This window comes from Undibacterium sp. GW821-FHT07F11 (genome assembly GCF_059418665.1).
Genome location: NZ_JBWKQH010000001.1, coordinates 1 through 25,708 on the forward strand (window position 1 = coordinate 1; position 25,708 = coordinate 25,708).

General features: G+C 50.6%; 8 protein-coding genes and 1 pseudogene. 2 read left to right on the plus strand and 7 right to left on the minus strand.

Features of this window, described 5'->3' with window-relative positions; translation table 11 throughout:
* Window positions 1-174: 174 nt before the first annotated feature.
* From AC07OI_RS00005 to hyoA, 4 genes are all read right to left on the minus strand, one after another.
* The gene (locus AC07OI_RS00005) at window positions 175-531 is read right to left on the minus strand and encodes a hypothetical protein (RefSeq protein ID WP_495255858.1); all 357 of its coding nucleotides are present in this window, start codon (window positions 529-531) and stop codon (window positions 175-177) included.
* Window positions 532-596: 65 nt separating this feature from the next.
* Complete coding sequence (locus AC07OI_RS00010; protein ID WP_495255859.1) at window positions 597-14,174, minus strand: carbohydrate-binding protein; 13,578 nt, start codon at window positions 14,172-14,174, stop codon at window positions 597-599.
* 460 nt (window positions 14,175-14,634) lie between these two features.
* Window positions 14,635-15,300 (minus strand): hypothetical protein, encoded by a 666-nt coding sequence (locus AC07OI_RS00015; protein ID WP_495255860.1) that lies wholly within the window; start codon window positions 15,298-15,300, stop codon window positions 14,635-14,637.
* A 95-nt stretch (window positions 15,301-15,395) separates the two neighbouring features.
* Window positions 15,396-19,775 carry an NACHT domain-containing antiphage protein HyoA gene (hyoA, locus tag AC07OI_RS00020; RefSeq protein WP_495255861.1) on the minus strand — a complete coding sequence of 1,460 codons (4,380 nt, stop codon included), beginning with the start codon at window positions 19,773-19,775 and terminating at the stop codon, window positions 15,396-15,398.
* A 1,002-nt stretch (window positions 19,776-20,777) separates the two neighbouring features.
* On the opposite strand from hyoA, the gene AC07OI_RS00025 reads away from it, so the two are divergent.
* Entirely contained in the window at window positions 20,778-21,098 is a 321-nt protein-coding gene (locus AC07OI_RS00025) for a hypothetical protein (protein WP_495255862.1), read from the plus strand.
* Window positions 21,099-21,734: 636 nt separating this feature from the next.
* Here the strand turns inward: AC07OI_RS00025 and ttcA (AC07OI_RS00030) are convergent.
* Window positions 21,735-22,670: a tRNA 2-thiocytidine(32) synthetase TtcA gene (gene ttcA / locus AC07OI_RS00030; RefSeq protein ID WP_495255863.1), complete on the minus strand. Its 936-nt coding sequence runs from the start codon at window positions 22,668-22,670 to the stop codon at window positions 21,735-21,737.
* A gap of 366 nt (window positions 22,671-23,036) precedes the next feature.
* On the opposite strand from ttcA (AC07OI_RS00030), the pseudogene ttcA (AC07OI_RS00035) reads away from it, so the two are divergent.
* A pseudogene (ttcA, locus tag AC07OI_RS00035) lies at window positions 23,037-23,786 on the plus strand (tRNA 2-thiocytidine(32) synthetase TtcA); the annotation flags it as partial.
* A gap of 58 nt (window positions 23,787-23,844) precedes the next feature.
* Here the strand turns inward: ttcA (AC07OI_RS00035) and AC07OI_RS00040 are convergent.
* Together AC07OI_RS00040 and phnL are read right to left on the minus strand one after the other, a co-directional pair.
* Window positions 23,845-24,990: an alpha-D-ribose 1-methylphosphonate 5-triphosphate diphosphatase gene (locus AC07OI_RS00040; protein ID WP_495255864.1), complete on the minus strand. Its 1,146-nt coding sequence runs from the start codon at window positions 24,988-24,990 to the stop codon at window positions 23,845-23,847.
* Window positions 24,987-25,706 carry a phosphonate C-P lyase system protein PhnL gene (gene phnL / locus AC07OI_RS00045; protein WP_495255865.1) on the minus strand — a complete coding sequence of 240 codons (720 nt, stop codon included), beginning with the start codon at window positions 25,704-25,706 and terminating at the stop codon, window positions 24,987-24,989. The genes AC07OI_RS00040 and phnL overlap by 4 nt, the downstream gene beginning before the upstream one ends.
* Window positions 25,707-25,708: the final 2 nt, after the last annotated feature.

A 25,708-nucleotide genomic window follows, 5' to 3' on the forward strand; every position in this document is an offset into this window, starting at 1 on the left:
AAATTCGAACCGTTGACAATGGGCGGCTAATGGGTGACCCTGTCAGTTTGATCCACCTTCCACTTCCTGGCGAAGGCGGCCTCCCGGTCATACGACGGGGTCAATTTTCAGTGCAAACAACACACTTGACTTCGCCTCAGTCCCGGCCACCATCGTAATGACGCCCCCTCTCCCTCAGCTTTTCCCTTTCATTCCATCACGAACTTCATAAATTTCCTTTAACGTTAAATTAAAAAAAACTAGCCAGTTTGCATTTCCAGATGTACCAACAATCTCATTTTTTAACTTAACAAATGAAGAATAAGGACCATACAGTTTCAATTCTGGATTTAGAGGGGATGCTTCATGAAATTGACCTGCAAACAATTTTTGACTTGTCTCACTTTCAAGATTGGCCCAGATATCTTTCGCCTGAAGAAAAATATCTTCACGCTCGTTAACCGGAAATTCCGATAAATTAATTGATATAACCCCCCATTGAGGCTGGTTATATACTGTCAGGTCGTCGGTATCTTCGGCAGAATAAGTCATTCCGCAATTCTTGCAAGTACCAACGCCAGTCTCTATCTGGCTACCGCATATGTCGCATTGACGAATCATGAATTTGGTTTCAAAAAATAAGTTCGAGTTAAATTATACTTTTGTCGTGCTTCTTCTAATGTCATCGCACCTCCACCAATCTGTGGATCATAAAAATAAAATTTCCCATTTGGCAGTACTTGCCCATAGAGAACATGGCCTCCGTTTTCTGTTTGAGCATATACTGCGTAATTACCTACAGGTGCACCTTCAGCGGCAATAGGTGTTTTCACTGCAGTGGTGTTCGTCGCCCTCTCAATATAACTTACAGATTGACTTTCCGAAAGGGCTGCATCTCTTCCCGCGTTTGCAACTTTTAATTCAATTTGTTGTGCCGTAACTAAATCTTCTACGCCATTCTTTTCCAATTTATTTAAAACGTTTGCAGAAACACAAGCCGTACAATTATCCATACGACCTGCAGGATTAATTAAATTTGGCTTTCCTGCTCCATTTGCAGCACCAATCACTTCTTCAGCTTTAATCACTGTGTTGGAAACAGTTCTTACAACTGCCAATATTTCCGCACCTGTCTCAACAATCCTAGTAACAATCTTAATTCCACCACTGTATGCAAATGGACTAAAAATCTCACCGCCAACATTACCTAATTTTTGCGCATCATTCGCAGGATGGAACACCTCACCGTTTGTCCAATTTTTTGTAGTACTTCTCGCAATATCATATGCTTGCAATGGATCATAACCAGCATCAATCAGCGCTTGCATCTGTGCGCCTTCAGAAGTAGTTATTGCAACGCTTGCTACGAATTTAGTTGTGCCGTTGACTAGGCCTTCACCAAATCCGATACCGACATCCCCCACCTTTGACATTTGGTCTTGGTGCGTCATGTTAGAGGTGTTTGCAGTTTCCACGGTTCCATAAAAATCTCCCGATGGATTGTCAATTGGAACTGTCACCGTTTGAGCTGCATTATTGAGATTAGTGTTAATCGTACTTGTATTACCCTGGGTGGTTTGCACCTCATTTTTCGCGGCTTGCACATCTGCTTTTGTTCCAGTGTGCTCCCACCTTTGAATGGTTGTATCAACAATAACGACATTTCCTCCTGTATTGCTGCCAGTGCTGGAAACATTTTGAATTTGATCCAATCCATTATTGATCGTACTCAAACTACTTCCATCAACCTGAATATCAATCCCATTGAGCAAACTACCAATATCTCCGACATCAACTGTATCGATATCCGAGTTTTGTATCAACAATCCATTGCCACTACCACCCTCACTGTCAGTATCATCACCGCCACTATCACTATCACCACCTAATTTGCCAGCATTAATATTGCTCATTATGAGACCAGCTTCTTCTCGCGTAACAACGCCACTATCAATTAACTGTTGAATTTCCGCCGGATCACCACCTGCAATAATTCCACCAATATACAAGTCTCGACTGCCTCCCCCACCTTCCGTATATTCATCCCTCCACTCCTGGTGGAACATGTTCGTACCATCAACATCCTTTGATGAATTACCAATCTTGATGCGTATGTCTTTCAAAGCCGGGTCATTGAATCCGTCAAGTACATTATCCTTTGTCAAGGTAGTAAGCACATTCGTTTGGGCAATCGCATCCAATACGTCGCTTGCCCCGGTCACATTGCTCACATCCGTCCCACCCAACGTCGGATTAACAAAATTACGGTTTCTCTCCGCTAACATGGCATCCGTCCTGTCCTGCGCCGCATCCGCAGTCCCCAGGCTCACCGCATTCTGGTAATTGTTCACCGCATACACCGCATTCCCCGTCACATTCGCATTGGCCGCATTTTTCGCTTCCACATTTGCTTTAAGCGAAACACTAGCCACGGTTGCCGCAGCAAGCGTCCCCGCCGGTGCAGGTGGCGCCGTTGGTGTCGTCGGTTGCAAAGACGCGATCTTCGCATTGATGCTATTGATCTGCGCTTTTAAACCATCGATATAGGTCGTCCAAGCCACAAGAGTAGAAGCTGCCGTCGGATTGGACGCCGTCAGTTGCTGCAACTGCGTAGTTGCCTGTGCCAACAAACCAGCGCGGTAATTCAGTTCTGCTTGCAGCATGCCGAGGTCGTTGGAGTCAACAGCTGGAGGCAAAGCTGGTGGCTGCGGCAATGTCGGTGTTGTTGGCGTGGTCGGATTCGTCGGGTTTGTTGGATTAGTTGGATTCGTCGGATTGCCCGGATCGGTTGGCGGTGTCTCTCCCAGCAATACAGAAATCTGCGCCCTGATGCTGGTAATTTGATTTTGCAAGTCAGCAATATAGGTCTGCCACGCAGCGATTGCTACCGCCGCATTCGACGGATTGGTTTCCATGATTTGCTGTAACTGCATCGTTGCAGAGGTGTACATGCCAATGCGGAAACCCAGCGCTGTCTGCAGTGTATCCATAATCGTTGATGTGACTGGTGGCATTAAAGCCGGTGGCATCGGTGCCTCGCCTTCACCTGTGGTAGCCGCGCTATTGCTGTCCAATGGCGGTGGGCCACCATCGGTCAGTGGAGTGTTGCTTTCTGTGCTGCTCATACTCATGGCCCGCATCATCATAGGCGCAGGACTGAGGTCCTCACCATCATCTTCTGCAACCAGATTCACCTCACTGCTATCGATGACTTCAGTGACCTCACTCTCATCACCGGCCTCATCCACCGCCATCATGCTAAACATGCCGCGGGCTGCAAACAAAGCCGATGTTGTTGGTGCTGAAGCTTGCGCCGTTGGTGCCGGAGCCGGCTCCACCCACACATCCGTCTTACCCGTCCCATTCCCGCTATTGGCCGCAAAGTTATTATGGTTCGCCCCCGTCCAGCTATTAAACACCTGGCCGTTCACGATCAGGTTACTCGTCGCTGTATTGGCCTGCTCACTGATAAGGACCTGACCACGCGCATCCGTGACTTGATGCTTGTAAGACGTCACTGTCGTGTTGTTCGTGAACCTCTCTTCATGCTTGACCTGGGTTTTCTGGCCATTGACGTCATAGCTGATTTGCTGGGTGACCCAGCTATTGAGCGTCGACCAGTCACCATTGGTGTAAGTAGACTTGATCTGACTTTGCAAATACCCTTCACCCAGAATCAGGTCGAGGGCGACGTTGACGCTATTACCAGTCATGTCACTGCTGCTATAACCACGTAAGTGTCCCGCCGCATCGTAGTTACTGTAGCGGCTTGATTGTGTACTTTGTCCTTGCACGTTGTAGCTCAAGTCTCTCGTGAGCAGTCCATTGGCATCGTAATAATGCGCTTTTCTGGTGTTTGCTTCCGCAAAGGCGGCAAGCTGGATATCCTGCAAAGCCTGCAGATAGCCTTCCGTTAAATTGCCGTTAATCCCTTCCTGCAGCAAACGCCCCGCACCGTCATACATACGTTCATCCACAACCGTCGCAAAGTATTGCGGCAAACGATTCCCCTGCTGGTCATAACTGGCGACAGCCACTTTGCTAACCCGGTTCGCGACGTCATAGCTGAAGTAACGGGTAATCATGCCTTCCCGCACGATATAGGTGGTGCGGCTGGTATCTGGCTGGCCGTTGGTACCCAGCGGTATCTGGGCGACCAACTCTTTGCCCCAGGCAGTGTCGCTGGCAACATTGCCATTCTTGTCGTAAGTCAGCAGATGTCCCTGACTTGCCGTCAGACTGCTCTGGTCGGCGGTGCTGCTGGTGCCTTCGACCAGGGTCTGCCTTTGCATGCTGTCATAGGCATAGCTGTTGTTGTGGACAATGGCATTGGTTTGTACCGTTTCATGGCTGACGGTATGGCTGCTGCCACTGATGCTGACCTGGCGTGTCGTTGTCCCCGCTGTCTGTGCTACCTGGATATTGACTTCATGGCTGAGGTTACCGGCTTTGTCGTACTCAAGCACACTGGTATAGCCCTCATCCAATGCTTCGATGAGGGAAACCTGGCCCTGGGCGTTGTAGCTCAGGCGGGTGTTTTGCAGGCTGATATCAGCCTGGATAGTTTGTTCCCTCGTGTGCTTACCTGCCAGGTTATAACTGTACAGGGTGGTCTTGTCGGTAGCCAGGTCACGAATCTGGGTGACTTGCCCTGCTTCGTTGTAGTGGTAGTTGAGGTTCTGGCCACGGGTATTGGTTTGTTGCAGCAGTTGGCCAGCGCTGTCATAGCGGTAGGTGTAGGTGGCACCACCGATGTCTTTGTGGCTTTGCAGTTGGCCCTGGACATTATATTGCCAGGTGCTGATGTTGCCGATGGCATCGCGGTGGGCGATCTGGTTGCCCTGGGCATCATAGGCATACTGGTCATACTGGCCCATGGGTTTGGTCGTGAGGATGAGATTGCCACGCAGGTCGTAACCATATTTGGTGGTTTCGCCATTGGCATTGGTCTGGGCGGTAACACGTCCTGCTTCATCGTAGCTGGTGCGACTGACGAGGCTTTGGATTTTACCGGTCACATTGCCGGTCTCGGTGCTGTAGACGCCAACCAGGTCGCTGGTAGAGGTAATCAGACGGCCCAGTTTGTCATACTGGTAGCGGATGTGGTTGCCATTGGCGTCGGTCAATTGAACCTGTTTACCAAAGTTGTCGTAAGCGTGGCTGACGATGCCGCCATCAGCATGGGTTTCCTTGATCAACTGACCGCTGGCATCATAGGCCATACGGTTGACGTTGCCATTGGCATCGCGGTTGGCGATCTGGCGGCCCAGGCGGTCGTAATAGATTTCAGTAATGGCGCTGTTGACGCTTTGCTGGCCCGCCGCATCCGGGCTGATCTGGCGGATCAGCTGGTTGTTGGCATCGTACTGGAAGGTCGTGACACCGTTGTAGCCATTGAGGTCACTGCGGCTGGTGAGGTTGCCCCAGCGGTCGTAGCTTTGGCGGATGACGGGCGTTTGACCATCGCGGGTCGGCAACGTCAGGGTGACGGCACGGCCCAGGGCATCGTACTGGCTGGTGCTGCGGCGCAGACCGGCGACGCTGTCTGCCTCGTGGGCGGTACTGATGTTGGCCAGCGGGTCGCCATTGCCCAGGTTGAGGCTGGCGGTGCTGATGCCAGCGCTGCTTAAGCTAACTGTCTGACGGCCCTGTACGTCGTATTGCATGACACGGGTGACGCCACCGCTATTGGTGCGCCAGAGGTGACCAGCATTGTCATAATCGAAAGTAGCTACATCCTGGCCATTGCTGCGTTCGCGGATGGCTTCATCGAAGGCGTTGTAGATGACTTCATTGCGCACTACCGCTGCCTGGTTCTGGTTGACGGTATTGAGCTGGCTGCCGTTGGCACTGAGTTGTACATTGCTGCCTGGTGTGATGCTGGCGGTGCGGCGACCCAGGGCATCGTATTCATAGGCAGTGAACAGCGTGTGTACGCTGCCATCTGCGTTGGTCACGCCTTGCCATTGCTTGCGCAGGTGGTTTTGTGCATCGTAGGACGCAAAGTGGTTGATGCCATTGGCGTCGGCATTTTGCACGACATTGCCGCGCACATCATAACGCGCCAGGCTGATGTGGTCATCGTTGCTGATGCTGATCGAGGAATAACTATACTGGCCCACGGAACTTGCAGCATTGGCATAGTCACGCTTGGTAACGACATTGCCATAAGCATCGCGGCTGTATTCTGTCAGTGTGATCAGAGTGGCGCCAGCTTCTGTCGTAGTCCCTGGCTCTGCCACTGCTTTGAGGCGGTTGAGGACATCGTAATAGCGGTAGCTGCGGTTACCTTGAGCATCAGTGCTGCTGATGACATTGCCCAGGGCATCGTATTCAACGCTGGTCGTGACATTGCCACGGCTGCGCTGGCCGGTGCTGATATCGTTGGTACCATCACTGAACCCGACGTTGATGCGGGTCTGGCTGACCTGGCGGTTGGCCTTGTCATAGGCAAACAGTGTCGTACGGTCATCACTGCTATTGATTGGGAAGACCAGTTTGCCATCTACATTGACGCTGCCTGCATTGGCATATTCCGTGCTGCTGCTGACATTGCCCTGTGCATCGTAAGTCCTGAAGCTGACGTAGCCGAGTGCATTGATGCTGGCGGTTCTTTGGCCTTGCTTGTCATAGAAATAGCGGCTCACTGCCCAGCTGTCGTTTGCCGGATTGCTGAGTAAGGCAGTCTGTGACAGGTTACCAAACACATCGTAGCTATAGCGGGTGACTTTGGAGGCCAGTACGCTGGTTTCATTGACCCCGCCACCGTTGACCCAGGTGGCAGGTTCAGTAGTTTCTACCGCACGGCCGAGTTGGTCGTAACGGCTGGTGGTAGTCCTGTCCTGGCTATGGTCTACACCAGCCAGTGCCGTGGTGACCTGGCTGCTGACTGGTGCCTTGCCTGCCTGGCCGCTGAGCGTACTGGCACTGATGGCTGTGGCATAGCGGGTTACTGAGGTTGTGTTACCAAAGCTGTTGCGGCTATAGCCGGTGACGTTGCCAAGGGCATCAATGTCATAGCTGACGCGGCCCAACTTGTCATAAGTGCGGTAGCTGTAATTGCCAGCCACATCGCGGCTGGCAGTGACATTCCCAAAGCTGTCATAGGTGACTGAGGCTTCCAGGGTGACGGACTTTTCTGATGCGAATGCCAGGCTGTTGGCACCGTTGACTGCCAGGGTGTCACCAGCACCATCATAGACATTGGTGGTCTGGTAAATGGTCCTGGTCTGGCGGCCCAGTGCATCGTATTCAAAGCGGGTGACGCGCTGCTCTGGGCGGCCTGCTGCTTCGGTACGACTGGTGAGGTTGCCGAGTGCATCGTAGCTCATGCGGCTGACGAGGGCTGCACTGACCGTGGTGCCTATCTGCAATTTGCCACCTGCATCCAGGGTGACACTGGCCATGCTGACGACAGGCGAGGTTTCGCTCAACAAGCGGCCAGCAGCATCGTAGTCATACGTCCAGGTGGCACCGATTTTATTGCTATAGCTGATGCGGTTACCCAGGCCGTCATAACTGAAACGTTCTGTATTGTTCAATGCATCGGTATGGGCGATCAAGCGGCCATCGGCATTGTACTGGTAGGTCTGTATCTGGTCTGCCGCGTCCGTTGCCGGTACAGCATTGCCAGCATTAAGCGGTGCTGATCCATTCTGCGTGGCCGCTGGCAAGGCCTTGGCGTATTCTGTGGATCTGACCAGGCGACCGAGGGCATCATAACTATAGCCCTTGACATAACCGAGGGCATCGATGCTGAACTGCACACGACCACTGGCATCATAGACCTGGCGCTGGACATGGTCGTTGAGGGGATCGGACTGCAGTAAGCTGCGTACCGTTGCTGACGACACCACTGCTGGCAGATTGGCCGTATTGATGGTGTGGGCATAGCTGATCGTGCCAACCAGGTTGCCATTGGCGTCATAGCGGTTTTCTGCTACAGCGCCTTGGCTGTCGATCGTGAACAGGAGCCGGCCTGCACTGTCACGGGTGTAGCGCACATTGCGGTCTTGCGTGCTGTCAGCCTGCACCTGGCTGGCAATCTCGCTGCTGTTCAGTTGGGTGTTCGCATTAGGTGCGGCTATGGTATTGGCATAGGCAATACGTTGTGCCAGTTGACCATTGGCATCATAGATGTAGTGACTGACGCTACCATCGGCATTGACCTGGTAAGACAGGCGGTTGGCATCGTCGTAGCTCATCAGGGTGACGCGGTCGGCATCACTGGCTTGCACTGTTTCTGCCGCGGCGTTTGCAGCAATAGTCTTGGCGTAACTGACTTGTTTGGTGAGGTTGCCGTTCTTGTCGTAGACCAGATGGGTAACGGCACCATTGGCATCGACACTCCAGCTCAGACGGTTGGCGGCATCATAAGTACGGTGGACATGGGCGTCATGGGCTGCATCGGCCAAAGCTGCTGTGGCTGTTGCCAGCGCGCTGGCCGTCATTGGTGTATTGGCTGGCAGTGAGGCGGCGTAACTGACGACATCAACGACGTTGCCATTGGCGTCGTAGCTGGTTTTGGTGACAGTACCGGTGCCGCTGACGACGTACACTGGACGATTCAGTGCGTCGTAGACGGTTTGTACGCGCTGGTCATGGGCAATATCAGGCACCACAGTTGGCGTGGTGCCGGGAACCCAGCTTGCCAGCGAGATTTCTTTGGCGTAGCTGATGCGTTCTGTGACGTTGCCATTGGCATCATAGGTATAGCGGGTGACGCTGCCAGTGCCATCGATGCTGAAACGGACATGGCCATCTTTGTCATACACACGGCTTTGCTGGACATCGCGCAGGCTGTCTGCCTGTACTCTGGTCGCGATGTCGGCGATTGTTGCTGTCTCGCTTAAACCTGTCAGGGAAATCGCGGTGGCATAGTTGATGACGGTGGTGACGCGACCTTCCTTGTCGTAGGCGTTTTTCTGGACTGCGCCACTGGCATTGACGGTGTAGATCAGACGGTTACTGCTGTCGTAGACATAGCGGGTCAGGTTGCCATTGGCATCGCGTGCCGCCACGACATTATTATTGTCATCGTACTGATAGCTACGGGTGATGTTCTGGCCTGCCGGATCAGTGTGTTCAGCAATGCGGCGGCCCAGGGCATCGTAGTCGTACTGGACGACATTGCCTGCGGGGCTGGTGACGATCAGTACCTGGCCACGCTGGTCATAGCTGTAGTAGGTGATGGCATTGAGACCTGTTGGATCAACCACCTGGCTGATGACCTGGCCTTTGAGGTCGTAATTAGTCAGGGTGACGATGCCATTGGCGTCCGTCATACGGATTTGCTGGCCTTTGGCATCGTACTGGTAGCTGGTGGTCAGTGCCAGGCCATTGGCGTCGACTGTACGGGACAGCAGACGATTAGCGGCATCATAGTGGTAGCTGACTTTGTTGCCATTGGCGTCAGTGGTTTCGATCAGGCGGTTGGCGTGGTCATAGACATTGCTGACGCTGTTCAATTCACTGGCAGAACTCAGCAAGGCACCGTTAGTGTCGTACTGGTAACTGGTGACATGACCATTACCATCGGTGACGCTGCTGGTTTGTCCCTGACGGTTATGGATGCTGCTGACCTTGACGCCTTCTGCCGTGGTGATGGTGACACCACGGTGGACGGTGTCGTAGGTGTAGGTCACGGCATTGCCGTTGCCATCGGTCTGGCTCAGGATGCGGCCTATGGCGTCATAACTGATAGTGCGTTGTACATGGCTAGCGTCAGTGCCACCAACGGCACGGCCCAGGCGGTCATAGCTGACCAGGCGTTCATTGCCATTGCCGTCGACTGTGCGGGTGACACGGCCAAAGGCATCGTACTCGACACTGGCAACGACTGATGCACCCAATGGGTCTGTAGTGGAACCAATTTGCAGGCCACGGTGATCATAACGTGCCAGTTGGGTCAGGCTGTGATTGGCGTCAATGGCGCTGGTGCTGCTGATACGTTCACCAAAGGCATCATAGCTAAAGCTGGTGACGGCACCGAGTTGGTCGGTCACGCTGGCTATCTGGCCGGCAGCGTTATAGCTGATGCTGGCCTGGCTATCAAGGGCACTATTGGCAATGCCAGCAAGCGCTGTGCGCAGATTGCTGTCAACCAGTCCACCATTCATGCCTGCCAGGCTGGACAGACGGCTACCATACTGGACTGTGCTGATCAGTTGGTTCAACTGGTTGTATTTGCGTTCCTGCACTTCACCGAGGGCATTGATGGTGTGCGTCAGGTTGCCGCTCTGGTCATAGTAGAACAGGGTTTTATTGCCGTTCGGATCGGTCATGCTGACGCGGCGGCCAGCCGTATCATAGCCATAGCTGCTGCCATACTGGGCCCAGATGGCATCGATTTCTGACTGACTCTGGTTACCGGTCAATAGGGAACTGCCGAGGCCAGAGAGGGTGGCGATGACGCGGCCTAAGGAATCATAGCGCTGGTTGCTGATGCGGATGTCGCCTGTACCGACAGCATCGATGACTTTAACGAGGTTACCGGCGACATCGTACTGGTATTGCTTTTGCGTGCCTTCGGCATTGGTACTGGTGATGACACGGTTGAGGGCATCATAGGTCTGGCTATTGGTCTGGTCTTCTGCATGGACTGCAGGACGCAAACTGGCCAGAGTGGATGTCGCAGTGACCGGGGTTTTAGCTTTGTTGATGTAGCGTGTGCTGCTGAGGGCATTGCCATTGGCGTCGTAACGTATTTCGGTCAGATAGCCTTCGGCATCGACATTGCCTACCAGTTGGCCTTTGTTGTCGTAGATGGCGTAGCTGTGCTGGTCGGCGGCATTGGCAGACGGAATGAGGCTGGCGAAGTTGCTGCTTGTGACAGCGACGTTGACTTTAGTGGCGTAGCGGATGACTTCAACGCGGCGGCCAGCGCTGTCGTAGCGGTATTGGCTGAGATAGCCTTCGCCATCAACAGTACCTGTGACCTGGTTGTTGAGGTCATAGAAGTAGGTCACGTTTCTGTCATCGGCATGCGCGGTCACAACAACATCCTGGGCACGAGTATTGACTGTCAGTGTTGCAGTGTTGATGAGCGTAGCTCTTTGTACTGTCGCCAACAAGTTGCCTGCGCCGTCGTACTGGTATTCAGTAACAGCACCAGCAGCGCTGACTGTTTTACTCAGGTGACCAGCGGCATCATAAAAGTTGCGGCTGATGAGGTCATTGGCGGAACTGGTCAGCATGGGCAGCAGGTCGTAGAAGACGCGGGCTGGTGCTGGTGGTGTGACTGGTGGCGTCACGGGTGGGGTATCAGGTGCGACGCCTTGCTCTGCCCACACGTAGGAAGACTCTGCACCTGGTGTTTCGCCTTTGTTGAACCATTGGGCCAGCCACAGGTGGCCGTTGTAGCTGATGGTCTCGCCACCGATGTAGGTGACGCCTGCTCCCCATGGGGCATAGGTGCCAGCTTCCGGGGCCTGGGCCCAGACCTGGGTCTCACCCGGTATATCGCCATGGGTAGGCCAGCGTGGTGTCCAACGCTGTCCATCATGGATAACGATCTGGCCTTCGACATATTCAGGGCCAGCGGACCAGGGTGGATTGCTGCCAGCAGGTACTACCTGACTCCAGACATGCTCTACACCGGGTGCATAGCCAGGCGTGGTGGTCCAGTTGGCTTTCCAAAGCTGCCCATCGTGGGTAACAAGCTGGTTGACGACATACTCAACACCTGCCATCCACGGACGTACCGTGCCTGGTGCGGGTACTTGTGTCCAGACCTTGTCGACACCCGGTACATTGCCTAAGGCAGTATCCCAGCGGGCAAGATACACTTGTCCTTCAAAGCTAACGGTCTGGCCTTCCAGGTAATATTGGCTTGCTGACCAGGCTGCAACGCTGCTGGCAGGTACGACTTCCAGCCAGAGAGCATTGCTGGCCGGTTCGCTACCCTGCGTATTGCTACGTGCCTGGTACACCTTGCCGTTGTAGGCAACCTGGTCACCCATCAGATAGGCAGTGGCGACGTTCCAGTCTGGCGTACTGACTGGCTGCGAGCCTGATGCAGGTGCCGCTGGATTAGCGGGGGTTGTTGGCGCAGTCGATGTTGGTGTGCCTGGCGTGGTTGGCGTTGTTGGTGACGAAGGCTGAGTAGGTGCCGTTGCTGGTACAACCGTATCGGTGTTGCTGATCAGTTTGGCGATCTGCGCCGTATTCAACGCCACGCTATGTTGTATGGTCTGGATGCGCTGGCCGAGGGCATTGTAGACATACTGGGTGACTTTACCATCCCCATCGACCATGCCTTGCAGATTACCGGCGGCATCGTAGATATACAGTTGCTTGACACCCGTTGCATCGGTGCTGACGCTGAGGCGACCGAGGGCGTCATAGCGGTAGGTGCTTTGTGCCTGGCCACCAGCGATGACGGAGATCAACTGACCTGCTGCATCATAGACGGCGGTATCGATGCGGCCATTGGCCTGGGTCTGGGTGATGGTGTGGTTGGCATCATCATAGAGATTGATGCTGCTGTGCCCCAGGGCGTCGGTGGTCGACAGGACACGGCCTAAACCATCATAGGCATAGCTGGTCTGGTTATTGTCGGCATCGACTTTGAACAGGAGATTGCCACTGGCGTCATAGCCATAGCTGCTGGTGGATTGCTTGCCATCGACGATACCATTGCCGTTCGCATCGACAGCGCTATAGCTGGTCATGCTGGTGAGTTGACCACGGCTATTGTATTGGTAGTCAGTGCGGCTGGTCTGGGCTGGGTTTTGTGCGGCGGCCCAGGTTTCCAGTTGGGCCTGGCTCAGACTTTGGCTGGTGCTTAAGCCAGTGAGATTGTAGCCGGCTGCCGGGTAGACGATGCTGGCAATGCGCTGCCCCAGATTATTGTAGCGGAATTCGGTGACGCTGCCCTGGGCACTGACGACGAAACGCGGGTTCAGGTGGGTGTCGTAAATGGTGCGGGTGGTTTCGGGCAGGCTGGCGGCCTGGCCATTGGCCGCAGGTGTACGGTAGACCGTGGATGTCAGTACCTGGTGCTGATCACCATAGGTACGCTCGACACGGTCACCCAGGCTGTCAGTCTGGCTCAGCAGGTTGCCATGGGTATCGTAGGTGTTGACGGTGCTGTTGCCGAGGGCATCAGTCGACTGGATGAGTTTGCCCGCAGCATCATATTGGTACTGAACCTTTTGGATGACGCCATCGACAGCGGGACCGGTAATTTGGGTAAAGCGCTGTTTGTCGTCGTAGGTATAGGTATTTTTATTCCCTAAAGGATCGGTGACGGTGGTGCTGCGGGTCGCGAGATCGTAGCTGAATGTGGTGACACGACCCAGTGCATCGGTCATGCTGGCGATGCGGTCTGTGCCTTCGAGTTTGATATAGGTAAAGCTCAGTTGTGTACCATCGGTCTGGCTGATGCCATTAATCAGGTTGCTGTTGCCGACATAGCTGTAGTTGGTGACATAGATATTGCCATCGGTGATGCTGTTGTCTGCCGGGCTCAGGTCAAGCTTGACTTGGGTCAGGCGGTTTTGGGCATCGTAGCCGTAGGTGGTGTTGCTTTGGATGCTGCCGTTGGCGAGCGTGATTTTTTCTTGGGCGAGATTGGTGCCGACATAGCTGAATTCGACTTTGTCGCCATTGGGGCTGGTGATGCTACTGAGGTAGTCGCCTGTATAGGCATAGGTGGCGCTGTTGCCATTGGCGTCACTTGATGAGGTCAGACGCCATGTGTCGCCATGGGCGGCGTAGCTTTCTGTGCTTTGGCTGGCAGGATCGGTCCAGGTCCAGCTCGTGGTACCTGCATCGTACTTCAGTGTGTCAAATTTACCGGAACCGGCGCGGGCAACATATGCATTGCTGGTGGCATCAAAGTCGTAGGTCTGGACGGAGTTGTCGGCACCAATGCGCTGGATGCTGCTACCGGCCTGGTTAAGGGTGCCGGTAACATTGACGAGGCGGCGGTAGCCGTTGATCCACCAGCCGTCGGCGTTGTCGTCTGTGAATGTGCCTTGGCTGTTGTAGGTGCGGACGACCGCAAGGTCATTGCCGCGACTGGCGAGCAGGCCGTCTTTGTCTTGGAGGATGAGGTTGCCGGTGGCGATGTTGACGATGCTTTGTTCATTCGTTTTGCCCTGGCTGGCGGAACCTAAATTACCGCGTTGTCCGAGGTTGGACGAAGATGCTAAGTTCAGGCCTGTGCTGTTGCCGCTGACGATCGCTACCATGTAAATCCTTTACGTTCTGACTATGAGTATTCACACAACGACGCTAATTCTCTTACAAGCGCCGTTTCTTGAAGCAATAGTCCAAACATTCGGGAATTTGTTTAGGTGAAATCGGAAATAAATTGAAAATCCGTTTTTAATTCTTAAAACAAGCTAAACACATATGGATCGTTAATTACAAACAGAGAAAACTCAAAATAACGTTCGGCATGAAATTTAAGGAAAAGTGAGGCAACAGCACGCAGAAAGCATTGTTAATCCAATATTTAATGATGTTTAGGCACCCATCGTAAGTTGGATTGAGGCGGGGCGTATGGCGGAAGAGATGACAGTTGTGACTAGTTGCATTGGCGCGAATGAGGCGTTTGTTACGTCGCTTCGCTCCTCAGCAAACGCCTCATTCACCAAAAAAACAATAATAAAGAATGCAATTAAGATATCTAATGCAGTCATTACAGACCTATATTCTTGCAATATGGGAACTATGGGCAAGACCAGTAAGTTTTATTGATCCGGTCAATCGTCTCCGGCACAGATGGTCAACTTCACCGGAATATGCATCAAGATACGGCAATATTTGATCATCATGTTCATGCAAAACTATCACATAGGGAAACATCGACGTTTGCTTCTTGAAGATGAGGGTAAAGCCATCGCCATAAAGGTAAATACCTTTCAGACAGTGAGTCCAGCCAAATGATTTTTGCCCAAGGCCTGTGTGGCGGCAAATAAGTATATTGTCGCAAAAGGCATATTCAGCAAAATGAGGTGTAGCCCTCTTTGCCATTTTTAGCATATAACCCGCGACTTTCTGAGAAAGCCAATTCAGCAAAAAGCTTTGAGTTCTGCCTTGTTCTTGCTTTGCATTGTTGCGCCAGAACTGCCATGTCGACATGACAAAGAACGCTATACAACCAAAGTTAAGTAAATATGCGTATTTAGAGGGATTCCAACATAAAAGCAACACCGACAGTATAACGGAGGTTAAAGGAATCAAGCGACTCAGTCGAATATTTAGCCATGGTTTGCTTCGCGAAAGGTGCTCACTGAGAGCAGCACTAACGTCTGCTTCTATGTCAATGATTGCCTCGGGGTTAACTTTGCTGGTGATATGCAATTGCTTCATTGCTTCGTATGCAAGGATAGATTTGTTATGGGATTCGGCGATTCTTTTACTCGTCTCCTACCTTGCAAATAATTACCAAGGTTGAGAACTAACAGCTATTCCAATTTTTTAGGTCGCCTTGGCACTAAGTTAGATGACTCCGTTGAATTAAAGCAAGTCGTGACATCGATAAATGCGATGTCAGGTTGCGGCCCTGTGTGAGATTCACGGCGAATATTAGCGGCCATTTCACGGAGATGGCGCACAAGACCATCTACCTTTACGAACTTCTTATTTGCCAATCTCCACCCTCGCGGCCGCGGTTTCTGGTGCACAAGCAACAGAACGCCATGCCTTGCACCTTGGGCACGCAAATACTGCTTACAAAGCTGGTTAATTAGGGCGGCTTCTAGTTCTGGCAAGGTCCAACTCTCTATAACCTTGATTTCGGTTGGGACGCTTGCATTGCTAACGTTTGCTATGAAACGCAAATCTGGCTCCTTTTCTTCTGCAACATGCGGTTCACGTACTACCGAATAGACGTCTCTACCAACTTGCTTAAGTCGGTCCGCCATCCAATTCTGGACATCAACTTCTTTCGGCAGCAAACACAAAGTTTTGCCTTGCTGAAAATCTCCGTGGATAAGCTCATGTTGCATATCTTCGAGACGCCGAAGTACCAATAACTGTAATTCCTGTGACGTCTTTGGACTGGCCTCAAATTGACGTTCGACTTGGTAAGCCTCACCAGCTACCCAAGCGGAAGGTTCAGCATCTTTTGCTGCACGTTCGTATGCCAAAGCGCGTAAGCGGGACTCTTTAATCGGAAAATTTGGAGCACCTATCAGTTTCATGATTGTCTCGAATGCCACCTCACCCGGTGAATCGACCAGGGCCTTGAATACCGCCGAACGGGCTTCTTGTGCATTGTCACGTGCGTCCGGTGAGTATACACCGCGGCCAGCACGATCATGATCGTCCTCTATACGTACCGTACGGAAGGACATCAAAACAAGACGCTTCAACGATTCAAGATCAATCTTTTCGGTCTGCGGCACTACTCGCGGCCAACGTACGCCAAAAATTTGAGGTAGCGCCAGTTCAACAAGTGCAGTCTGTTCAAACTCGCTAAGTTGATCTAACTTAGAAGTCAGTGAATCTGTCGCGCCACGGGCATTAATCGCATAAGCAGTGCCCAGGTACAGTGCACAGATCTGGGGGTCATCAATATGATTGAATCTATCAACTGCTAGCGAATACAAACCACCTTTTCCGCTTTCAGACAATCCATGCACAAGAATTGGTAACAAGAAGCGAAGAACTTGATGGCTCAGGGCTATACGAGACTGTAGCTCCTGCAATAGTGTTGGTGCGATTAAATGGGCAAGGCTATCAGCGCGTCGATAGACATCTTCCAAAGTTTGATGGTGAATGCCCGGTTTAGGGTTGTTCAGCTCGCTAATGGCTTCTTTTGTAAGAACTTGCTCGACTGCTATGGGCCACGCTTCAGCAAGCGAATCAATCCAGGCTGGATAGCCGTTGATTTCGAGCGTCGCATACTCGGCTGCACGAATTGCGTGCTCCATTGTCAACTTGCTTGCCCATCCCTGTGTACAAGAAGCTTCAATGGAAATTCCTGCGATTCCGATACAATCATAGTTTTTAATATAGTTGTATTCATCTGGCGGACGCTCACTTCTAAGTGTTGGCTTCCAATTTCGCCAAGTTGCTGATAGACCAGCAGCAAACGCCTTCGTCACCTCCTGACCAAGAATTTCAGCAATCGGTGCGATGCTGGCAATCGCATAGTTTGAACTGCCTCGGGTGGACTGACGCAGAAGTCGCCAAAGATCATAAATACGATGATCAACGCTTTCAGGGGTTACCGGCGCCAACGCATAGAGACCCGCAGGAGTTGCCTGCAATTCAGAGACAAAATCTATCCATGATTGCATCTGCTGTCTTCTTCTCTCATTGTTTACGCGTGTAGCTTCGGCGAGTTCTACTTCCAACTTGATTTCTTCCGCAGATTTAATCCAAGGTTTCATCCTGTCGGCAAAAATCTCTTGCATATCGCTGTCTTTGGCAGCAACTTCAGCGATACGTGCAACGAACGCTTTGCGTTGTTCTTCTAGTGTTGGGCAGAGGCTCAGGGCTACACTAATGACCAACTGCCGCTCAGATGTGCAAGGACGTAATGGACCATCAATCAACAACCAATCAATGTCATCTACCAAAAGTCCATGTGGCCAGCCGTGGCGCCTCAACTGGTAAATATCGAGCGATGGTCTGTCAGAAGTGCTATTTCGATTGCCAAAATGCTCCACTGCACGCAAAAAAGTTGCCCTGCGACGCGCCGATGTGAGGTTCAGCAGTTGAATTGCGTTAGTCCCATCGTTACGATGTCGAGGAGGCCAATTCAATTCTTTATCACCCAGCCTAAAAACGGCATCAATAGCTGCAATGGGCGCGATATCTGGAGGGGACAAAATCAGGAGTTTTTCAGTTGCGGTCGCAAGTGACGATGCAAACTGTAAAAATTTTGATGAGTTGTCGCCCATGTCAAGGTCATTTATTTCATCTCCAAGCAGGCTCAAGAAGCCTTCAATCAACCTGGTCAAGTCGGTGGTTGTTATTAATCTTGCGACCAATTCACTTCCATACCATTCCAGATTGAACCCGCCACCTTCTCCATCTCCAAGTGCTACGATGCTTAGGATAGTAAGCAAATCTTCAACCTCAATCAGTGTAGGAAACAAGTTATCGACTGCTTCCCATACGACGGCCGGCGGTATTGATTGACAATTTTGCTTAATATAGCTGGCGTATTTTTCTTTTTGGGAATTGTTACCTATGGCAACTATCGCTCGGCCAGCAAAAATTGCAATGTAAAGATCGGAATCTTGACCGAAACAAGCAGAATCGACAATATCGATGCAATCGTTGAGTTTTCCAAGCCAAATTAAGCGCAGAACGAATCGCCGAATCTCAACATTGGTCATCTCGGCCGTCCAGATGCTAATCAACATCGGAGAAATATCTGGCTGCGCAAATCGAGTCAGACTGTGCGAGTCCAACATCGGTATCTCCATACCTTTGCGCAACTGCTCAATGAATGAACCCAGTACAGCTTGTCTGATCGGCGCAGAAAGACTTGCTGGATCACCGGCAGTTAAAAGGAGAAAAGGAGCACGCCTTACAACTTCACTCGCCACACTGTCGTCCCAAAGACTCAACCAAGCTGCGGTTTCGAGCATTGAAGGCTTGATCAATTCGATCTTGTAAGTACATGAAAATAGCAAATCATGCAGCCGGCGTTGAGGCATATTCACTTTTTGCAATCGCTGCAACCAGCGCGCAGTTAAATACGCTCTGACGACACCCTCATTGTCATTGTGTAACCTAGCCCGACCAAAGGTCGCAGGATCAAATGCCGGACGCATCAAAAGCAATTGTCGATCTTCAGGAGACCAGTCCGGTAACACATCCCTGATCGAAAGCGCTATCTGACAGTCTTCAACTGGAGATTCGTTGTCCGGTATTGCGATAATCGTTTGCCGCCCAAACACCATTGCTGCACCAATACGTTCAAGCCCTTGCCGAGCCCGTACATCATCTAAACGATCACGGCGTGCACGCGCTAAATCGTGCTCACGAACTCGATCAGCCAGGCTGGCTTCAATCATTTCTGCGAAACGGCCGAGACGGCCATTGACACGCCAATAATCGACGATCCAGTTAAGGTCGAGTGGGCGCAGCGCAAATTCCCACATATTCGCGACTTGAATTGCTTCTACAAGTTGATCGGAATTAAGTACTTTTTTTTCCGTTGCGTAGGCTTGAACTCTCTTGATATCTAGTGGCGCCATGACGACGATTAAAGAAGTCTCAGCGGGCGGTGGATCAACGAGTTTTTCATGGCCCAGAACGCCACGGATAAGAGTTTCAAGAGTAGAAACGGACTCAACTTGGGATTCAAGCGGGATTGGCAATATCTCTTTCAACCAGCGCGCGTCGCGTACGAATTCCCAATCGGTATGACGGCCGGAGAGGATGATGTGCGCCCGTCCTTCTGCACCAACTATACCATCGGCGATTTCTGACAGGGCTCTCTCAAGTCGTACGTTGTTTAGCTTTCCTTCATCAATCGAGTCAATGAAAAACCATCCTGGTTCAGTACCGCTTTGCCAAGTGACAAGCCTTCGCCGATCCGCAGGCAGTAAGGCTCTTTCTAACCCGAATTGACCAACGTTCTGAACAGTTGCGTAGAAAGCAAACTTTCCCAAAGCTGATTGCTCGCGTGCTTGCTCTGTCAATTCTTCGGTTTTACCACTTCCGGCTTCTGCCAAAATGACAACACGGCGCCTGGTAAGTAGATCCCTCCAGCCAAGCATTCCGCCGAACATCCCTGCCGTACTCCGCAGTAGCGAGTGTGCAAGGGCGTCCTCGTCTCCACTCCATTCATAAAATTGGCGATCAAGGGGAATTGTAGTCACTCAATTGTCTCTCTATCGAATTGGCCGGTGCCGTACCAAGCTACATTATCAACTATGAAATGGCGCAACGTATCAAAGATATCACCGCAAATATGCCATGGAATGTGGAAGAGCAGGATGCTTAGGTAGTAGGATATGCCTATGCCAATACCTAGACGTTTACGTAAACGAAATGTGCAACCGGACCGGGAAAATTGGCTACAACGAAATATCGACTTCCCCATCCAGGAAACGAAAGTGGAACTTTTCCTCAATAAGAGGATTTCCCAGCACTGTATGTGTTAGTTTAATGACAAACTTCTGTTTGTCGCTTGATGACGGAGTGTCCGCTGTAGTGGCAACAAGGCGAGATATAGTAGCAAGAGTGGGGCCACATGTCATTCCCGCTTGAACGTGGTGTTGGGGTTACCCAACTCAGTGATTCTGAGATTATTTCAGAACATTGCGGGCGCCGTTCCGACAATATTTCACCCAAAGCCGCTTATTCAAGCGGCTTTCTTTCTCGGCTCATATGTCACGCGCGGTCTTGTTTCCCAATTTTTTTGCCAAACTGTGAACCAAGTAAGGTCAATTTACAGTGCAAATCCACAGATTAGTACTGGAAGGATATTAGGTTTAACACCTCGAATCTGAGATCCAATAATTCTGGCATAGCAGAATTATTGTTAAAGTACGACCTTTTTCCCTCGAAAATTCTACGATAATGGAATTTAAGAAAATAGATAACTGCGTTTAAATCCGGTGCGTCGATAATAGCTTTGTGTTTTCGATGATGTCAGTACACCTGATTCACTTGCTGGGAAAGTTCGGTCATGTCGTTACCTAGATGATGACGATGGTGTCCCAAATAGGCCCAATGCAATTAGCTGGCCGCTTAGGCTAAAAGGCTGTCGCCAGACATACCTTATCGAGTACTGTCGGAAAGTGTATGTTTACGTCGATACTTCCCTCTACTTAGTCTTACGCGATGTGCCAAGGGCAAACATTTACCGAATCACCAAGATGGAAGATCACTTTTCAGCACGCTTTATAGAAGATCCTAAAGGGTTCGCTATGTTGCACGAACGATTGAAGGAAGTTGGATATGTGACTGAGGATGATGAACCCTTTCTAAATCGTCCGACCCACAACAGTCTGAATGAGGATCGATATCAAAAAATATTTGAGATGCATTACCCTTCAGACCACACAGAAATCAAAGCTGCTGCGTGGGCCTTTGACGCAGGTACAGGCTTCCCCTTTTTTTATGTCATATATGATAGAGCGAGGTTTGAAAACTTAGAATCAGTTGAGAGCGAACTTAAACAGATGGGAATTCTGTGACCTTAGCGCCGGGCAGTGTTGCGAGAGGTGCTGAGACGGTTTGAGTAGAATCTGTCACGAATGGGCCAGCGTCGAGTAATACCTAATAGTGCCAAGTCAATCACTTCCACCGCTACTCGTCAAGAAAGGTACGGTTGTGTGCTAAACGCGAGTCACAATCGATGCAAATTATCGGACAAAGGGGGTCAATTTTCACGGCAAATCAATTACATTGCTGGAGTGATCGTCAATGCCCAAGTTTCTGCTTGTCGTACGCGATGGAATGACTGAGAGCGTCGTAGAACTTGACTCTACTCATGAAATTGAAGTTACTACGAGATTCAAAATGGCATGGCTGCCAGCAATCTCTATTGGAAGCTGTGATCATACGGCGCTGGAATTCACACCTGCGAATTGACTGGGCCTATGACCAGCGGCGGAGTTCGCCTGGAAGAATGAGGTGGATCAAACTTATTTATCAATTCAGCTGACAAACGAACAACATGAGGCACAGTATTGTAAGATTGCCTGCTGAATTGATGCAAAAATTGAGGATGACAAAAATCTCCATGAGTTGAAAGTGCAGTAGCTAAAAGTAGGTACCAGCGATTCTCTGTTTAGCACATTACATTTAAAAGTTTTTTCAAATTCAAATAATTATATTAATTGAATAACTTTAGAACTGTCTGTACTTTCGTCTTTGTCGAAAAGGACATCACCTGTAAGCTCAAAATTAGTCTTCAACTTAAAATCATCAAAATCAAATAAATTCCGGTCCAACATCTGTGACGGCTTTATGTTAGACATGGCAGTCATCATACTTTTGATCCAAAGCGGATTAGTTTTTTCCCATTCGTCCAACATAGATCTCATCGCTTGTCTTTGAAGATTCGGCTGAGAACCACACAAGTTGCACGGGATTATTGGGTAGTCCATAGCTTGCGAATACTTCTTAATATCAGCTTCACGGCAATATGCCAGCGGGCGTATGACGATATTCTTGCCATCATCGGCAATTAGCTTTGCAGGCATTGTTTTTATACTTCCGCCGTAGAACATATTGAGCATAAAAGTATGCAAAATATCATCGCCGTGATGACCAAGGGCGATTTTGGTAGCACCAATTTCCTCAGCCGTCGAATATAAAATTCCTCGTCTTAACCTTGAGCAAAGTGAGCAAGTAGTCTTACCAGGCTCAATTTTAGATTTGACAATACTATAGGTATCTCGTTCGACAATTCTGTATTCTATTCCTAGCTTTTTTAAATATGTAGGAAGTACTTGTTCCGGGAAACCTGGCTGTTTCTGATCCAAGTTCACTGCAACTAATTCAAAATCAATAGGTGCAACAGATTTGAGGTAAATCAATGTATCTAACATTGTAAAGCTGTCTTTCCCTCCAGAAAGACAAACCATTATTCGGTCACCTTCTTCGATCATATTGAAGTCAGTTATGGCTTTGCCTGCTGCCCGTCTAATTTTCTTCTCAATGGAATCAAAACGTCTTGAGTGCTTTATAAGCAGTTCATTTTGCGGTTCTCCTGAAGACTCCAACTTTATCTCAGGCCTAATATTTAAAACGTCAAGTTCCATTTTGAAAAACTTTAATAGGATTAATACCAAGAAATAATGCAGAGATTCGAATTTTCATGCATCACCCAAAAGCGCATTGTCTCATGGCATACCATCAGTTCAAAATTTGAGTATGTAAATACCTTTAAAAGGCCAAAAATTGGTCATTTAATTAATTAAAGAATATAGTCGTTGTGAATTTGCAACTCATGCAAATTTTATAGAAATGCCGAATATGTAAAGATTCATTGAAACTTTAGCGAATCACGTCAATCCTTCCAGATATCAAAGTATTGTAAACTTCAATAAAGACAATTTCATATATTTTAATATGCAAAAAGCGATAATCGGGGAAAATTCCATCGAGAATCTATGCAGATATGTGTAGACAGTTATGCCCTGCTGGATATACTGATGACACTGCGCGAACGTGCCCCCATCAATTTCGATATTGTCGCGGTCAATCTCGATCAAAAGCAACCGAACTTCCCTGACCATATCCTGCCAGCCTATCTGGAAAAATTGGGCATACCCTATCATATAGAAAACCAGGATACCTATAGCATAGTCAAACGCCTGATCCCTGAGGGCAAGACGACTTGCTCACTGTGCTCACGCCTGCGCCGTGGTATTTTGTACCGAGTGGCTGATGAACTGGGGGCCACCAAGATCGCGCTTGGCCACCACCGTGACGATATCCTGGAAACTTTTTTCCTGAACATGTTCTTTGGTGGCAAACTCAAAGGCATGCCCGCCAAGCTGCAGTCTGACGACGGCAAACACATCGTCATCCGCCCTCTGGCCTATGTCAAAGAGTCGGATACTGAACGCTATGCCGAAGTAAGAAACTTCCCCATCATCCCCTGCGATTTATGCGGCTCACAAGAGAATCTGCAACGCAAGCAAATCAAGGGACTGATGCGTGAATGGGACAAAAAATTCCCTGGCCGCGTGGACAATATCTTTGCATCATTATCGACCGTCGCACCCTCACATCTGATGGACAAGAACTTGTTCAACTTCAAGGATTTGAAAATCGATGGTGAGGCGAATCCGAATGGTGACATCGCTTTTGATGATGAGCCTTGCGCGACACCGGCTGCGGGTGTGATTTCTTTGCACCTAGATCAGGATTAAGCTGTAATTTGTAAAAACACAGGCTGCTTGCTGGCAGCCTATGTTTCATTCAAAACTATCAAGCTATTCTGTTGCCCGCTTTCCATACCCCCATGACTACGGGTATGCCACTGACAACGCGTACACGCATGTAGTCAGCCCGCAATCCCACAGCAATCTCCCCTCTGTCATGCAGACCTACCATGCGCGCCGGATTGCGTGTCACGGTCGCCATAGCCTTGGGCAAGTTAAAGCCTTCATTTTGCAGCAGGAAAGCTGCATGCAAGAGGCTGGCTGGTACATAGTCTGAAGAGAGTACATCCAGCAAATCCAGCCTGGCCAGTTCTGCTGCCGATACATTGCCGGAATGTGAGCCACCACGCACCATATTTGGTGCGCCCATGATGATGCCCAGGCCCTGTTCACGGGCAGCCCTGGCAGCAGCAACGGTGGTGGGAAATTCAGATATCGTCACGCCATCATCGACGCCTTCGTCCACATGTTCCACCGTTGTGTCGTCATGCGTAGCCAGCGGTACAGGCACATCCAGTTCACGGCAACTGGCGACGATGGCGCGGCGGTTGGATGCTGCATAAGCCACTTGCCTCACCAACAAACGTTCCAACATAGAATCGACTTTTTCTTCACTCCAGCCACGCTTGCCGGATACATAGATGCGGTAATGGGTCAGGTCTGTCCATTGCCTTTGGCCTGGTGTATGGTCCATCAGGGAAACCAGCTTCAGGCGCTCGTCATGCAGATAAGGGGCGAACATGTCCAGCAAGCCTTCTTCTGCCAGCTCCAGGCGCATGTGCAGGAAGTGATCTGCACGCAAGATGCCTGAGTCTGCGGCCATGCGCAAACCCTGGGTGCATGATTCGAGAGTGTCATTGCGCAGGCTGTCTGAATCGATATCACCAACTGAAATTGCATCGAGCACAGTCGTGATGCCGGATGCAGCGATCTGGGCATCATGCGCCAAAATAGCAGGCAGTGTAGGCCAGACTACCTTGGGGCGCGGCATCAGGTGTTTTTCGAGATTGTCGGTATGCAGCTCTACCATGCCGGGCAAGAGATAATCGCCTTGCCAGTCATCTGCATCTGTGACACTGGAAGCCCGTGCGGCTTCAGTCAAATCAGCTATCCTGCCCTGCTCTACCAGCATGGAGCCAGTGATGACTTCATCGGCCAATACAATTTGTGCGTTTTCTATTCTGTTCATCATGCCGCCACCAAGGAGACTGCTGCAGGGATGGAAAAAATTCTGGTTGCTAACGCCTGACGCACCACTTCATCATGGAAGATGCCGACGACAGCAGCGCCGCGTTCGCGTGCTGCATTGATCATGTCGATAACAGTAGTGCGATTGGCTTCATCCAGTGAGGCAGTTGGTTCATCAAGCAAGAGTATGGGGTAATCGCAGATCATGGTGCGTGCAATATTCACGCGCTGTTGTTCACCACCAGAAAAAGTCGCAGGCGGGATTTGCCACAGGCGCTTGGGTATGCGCAGGCGTGACAATAATTCTTCTGCCCGTTCATAGGCAGCCTGCTTTTCCACGCCGCGCATGAGCAAGGGTTCCGCCACCAGATCGAGCGTGCTGATGCGGGGTATCACACGCAGGAACTGTGTCACGAAACCCAGGGTACTATGCCTGACTGCCAGCACCTGTTGTGCAGGTGCCGATTGCACATCGACCCAGCCACCGTCATCCGCATCACCCTTATGCCAAACATTTACGCTGCCACTGCTAGCACGGTAATTCGCATACAGGCAGCGCAGCAGGGTACTCTTGCCTGCACCTGAGGGCGCATGGATGACTACACATTCACCAGCATCCACCTGTATGTCGATTTTGGAAAGGATGGACATTTCCTGCCCGCCTTGCAGATGCAGGGTAAAGTCCTTGGAAAGACCTTCAACTACGATACGTTTCAACATGT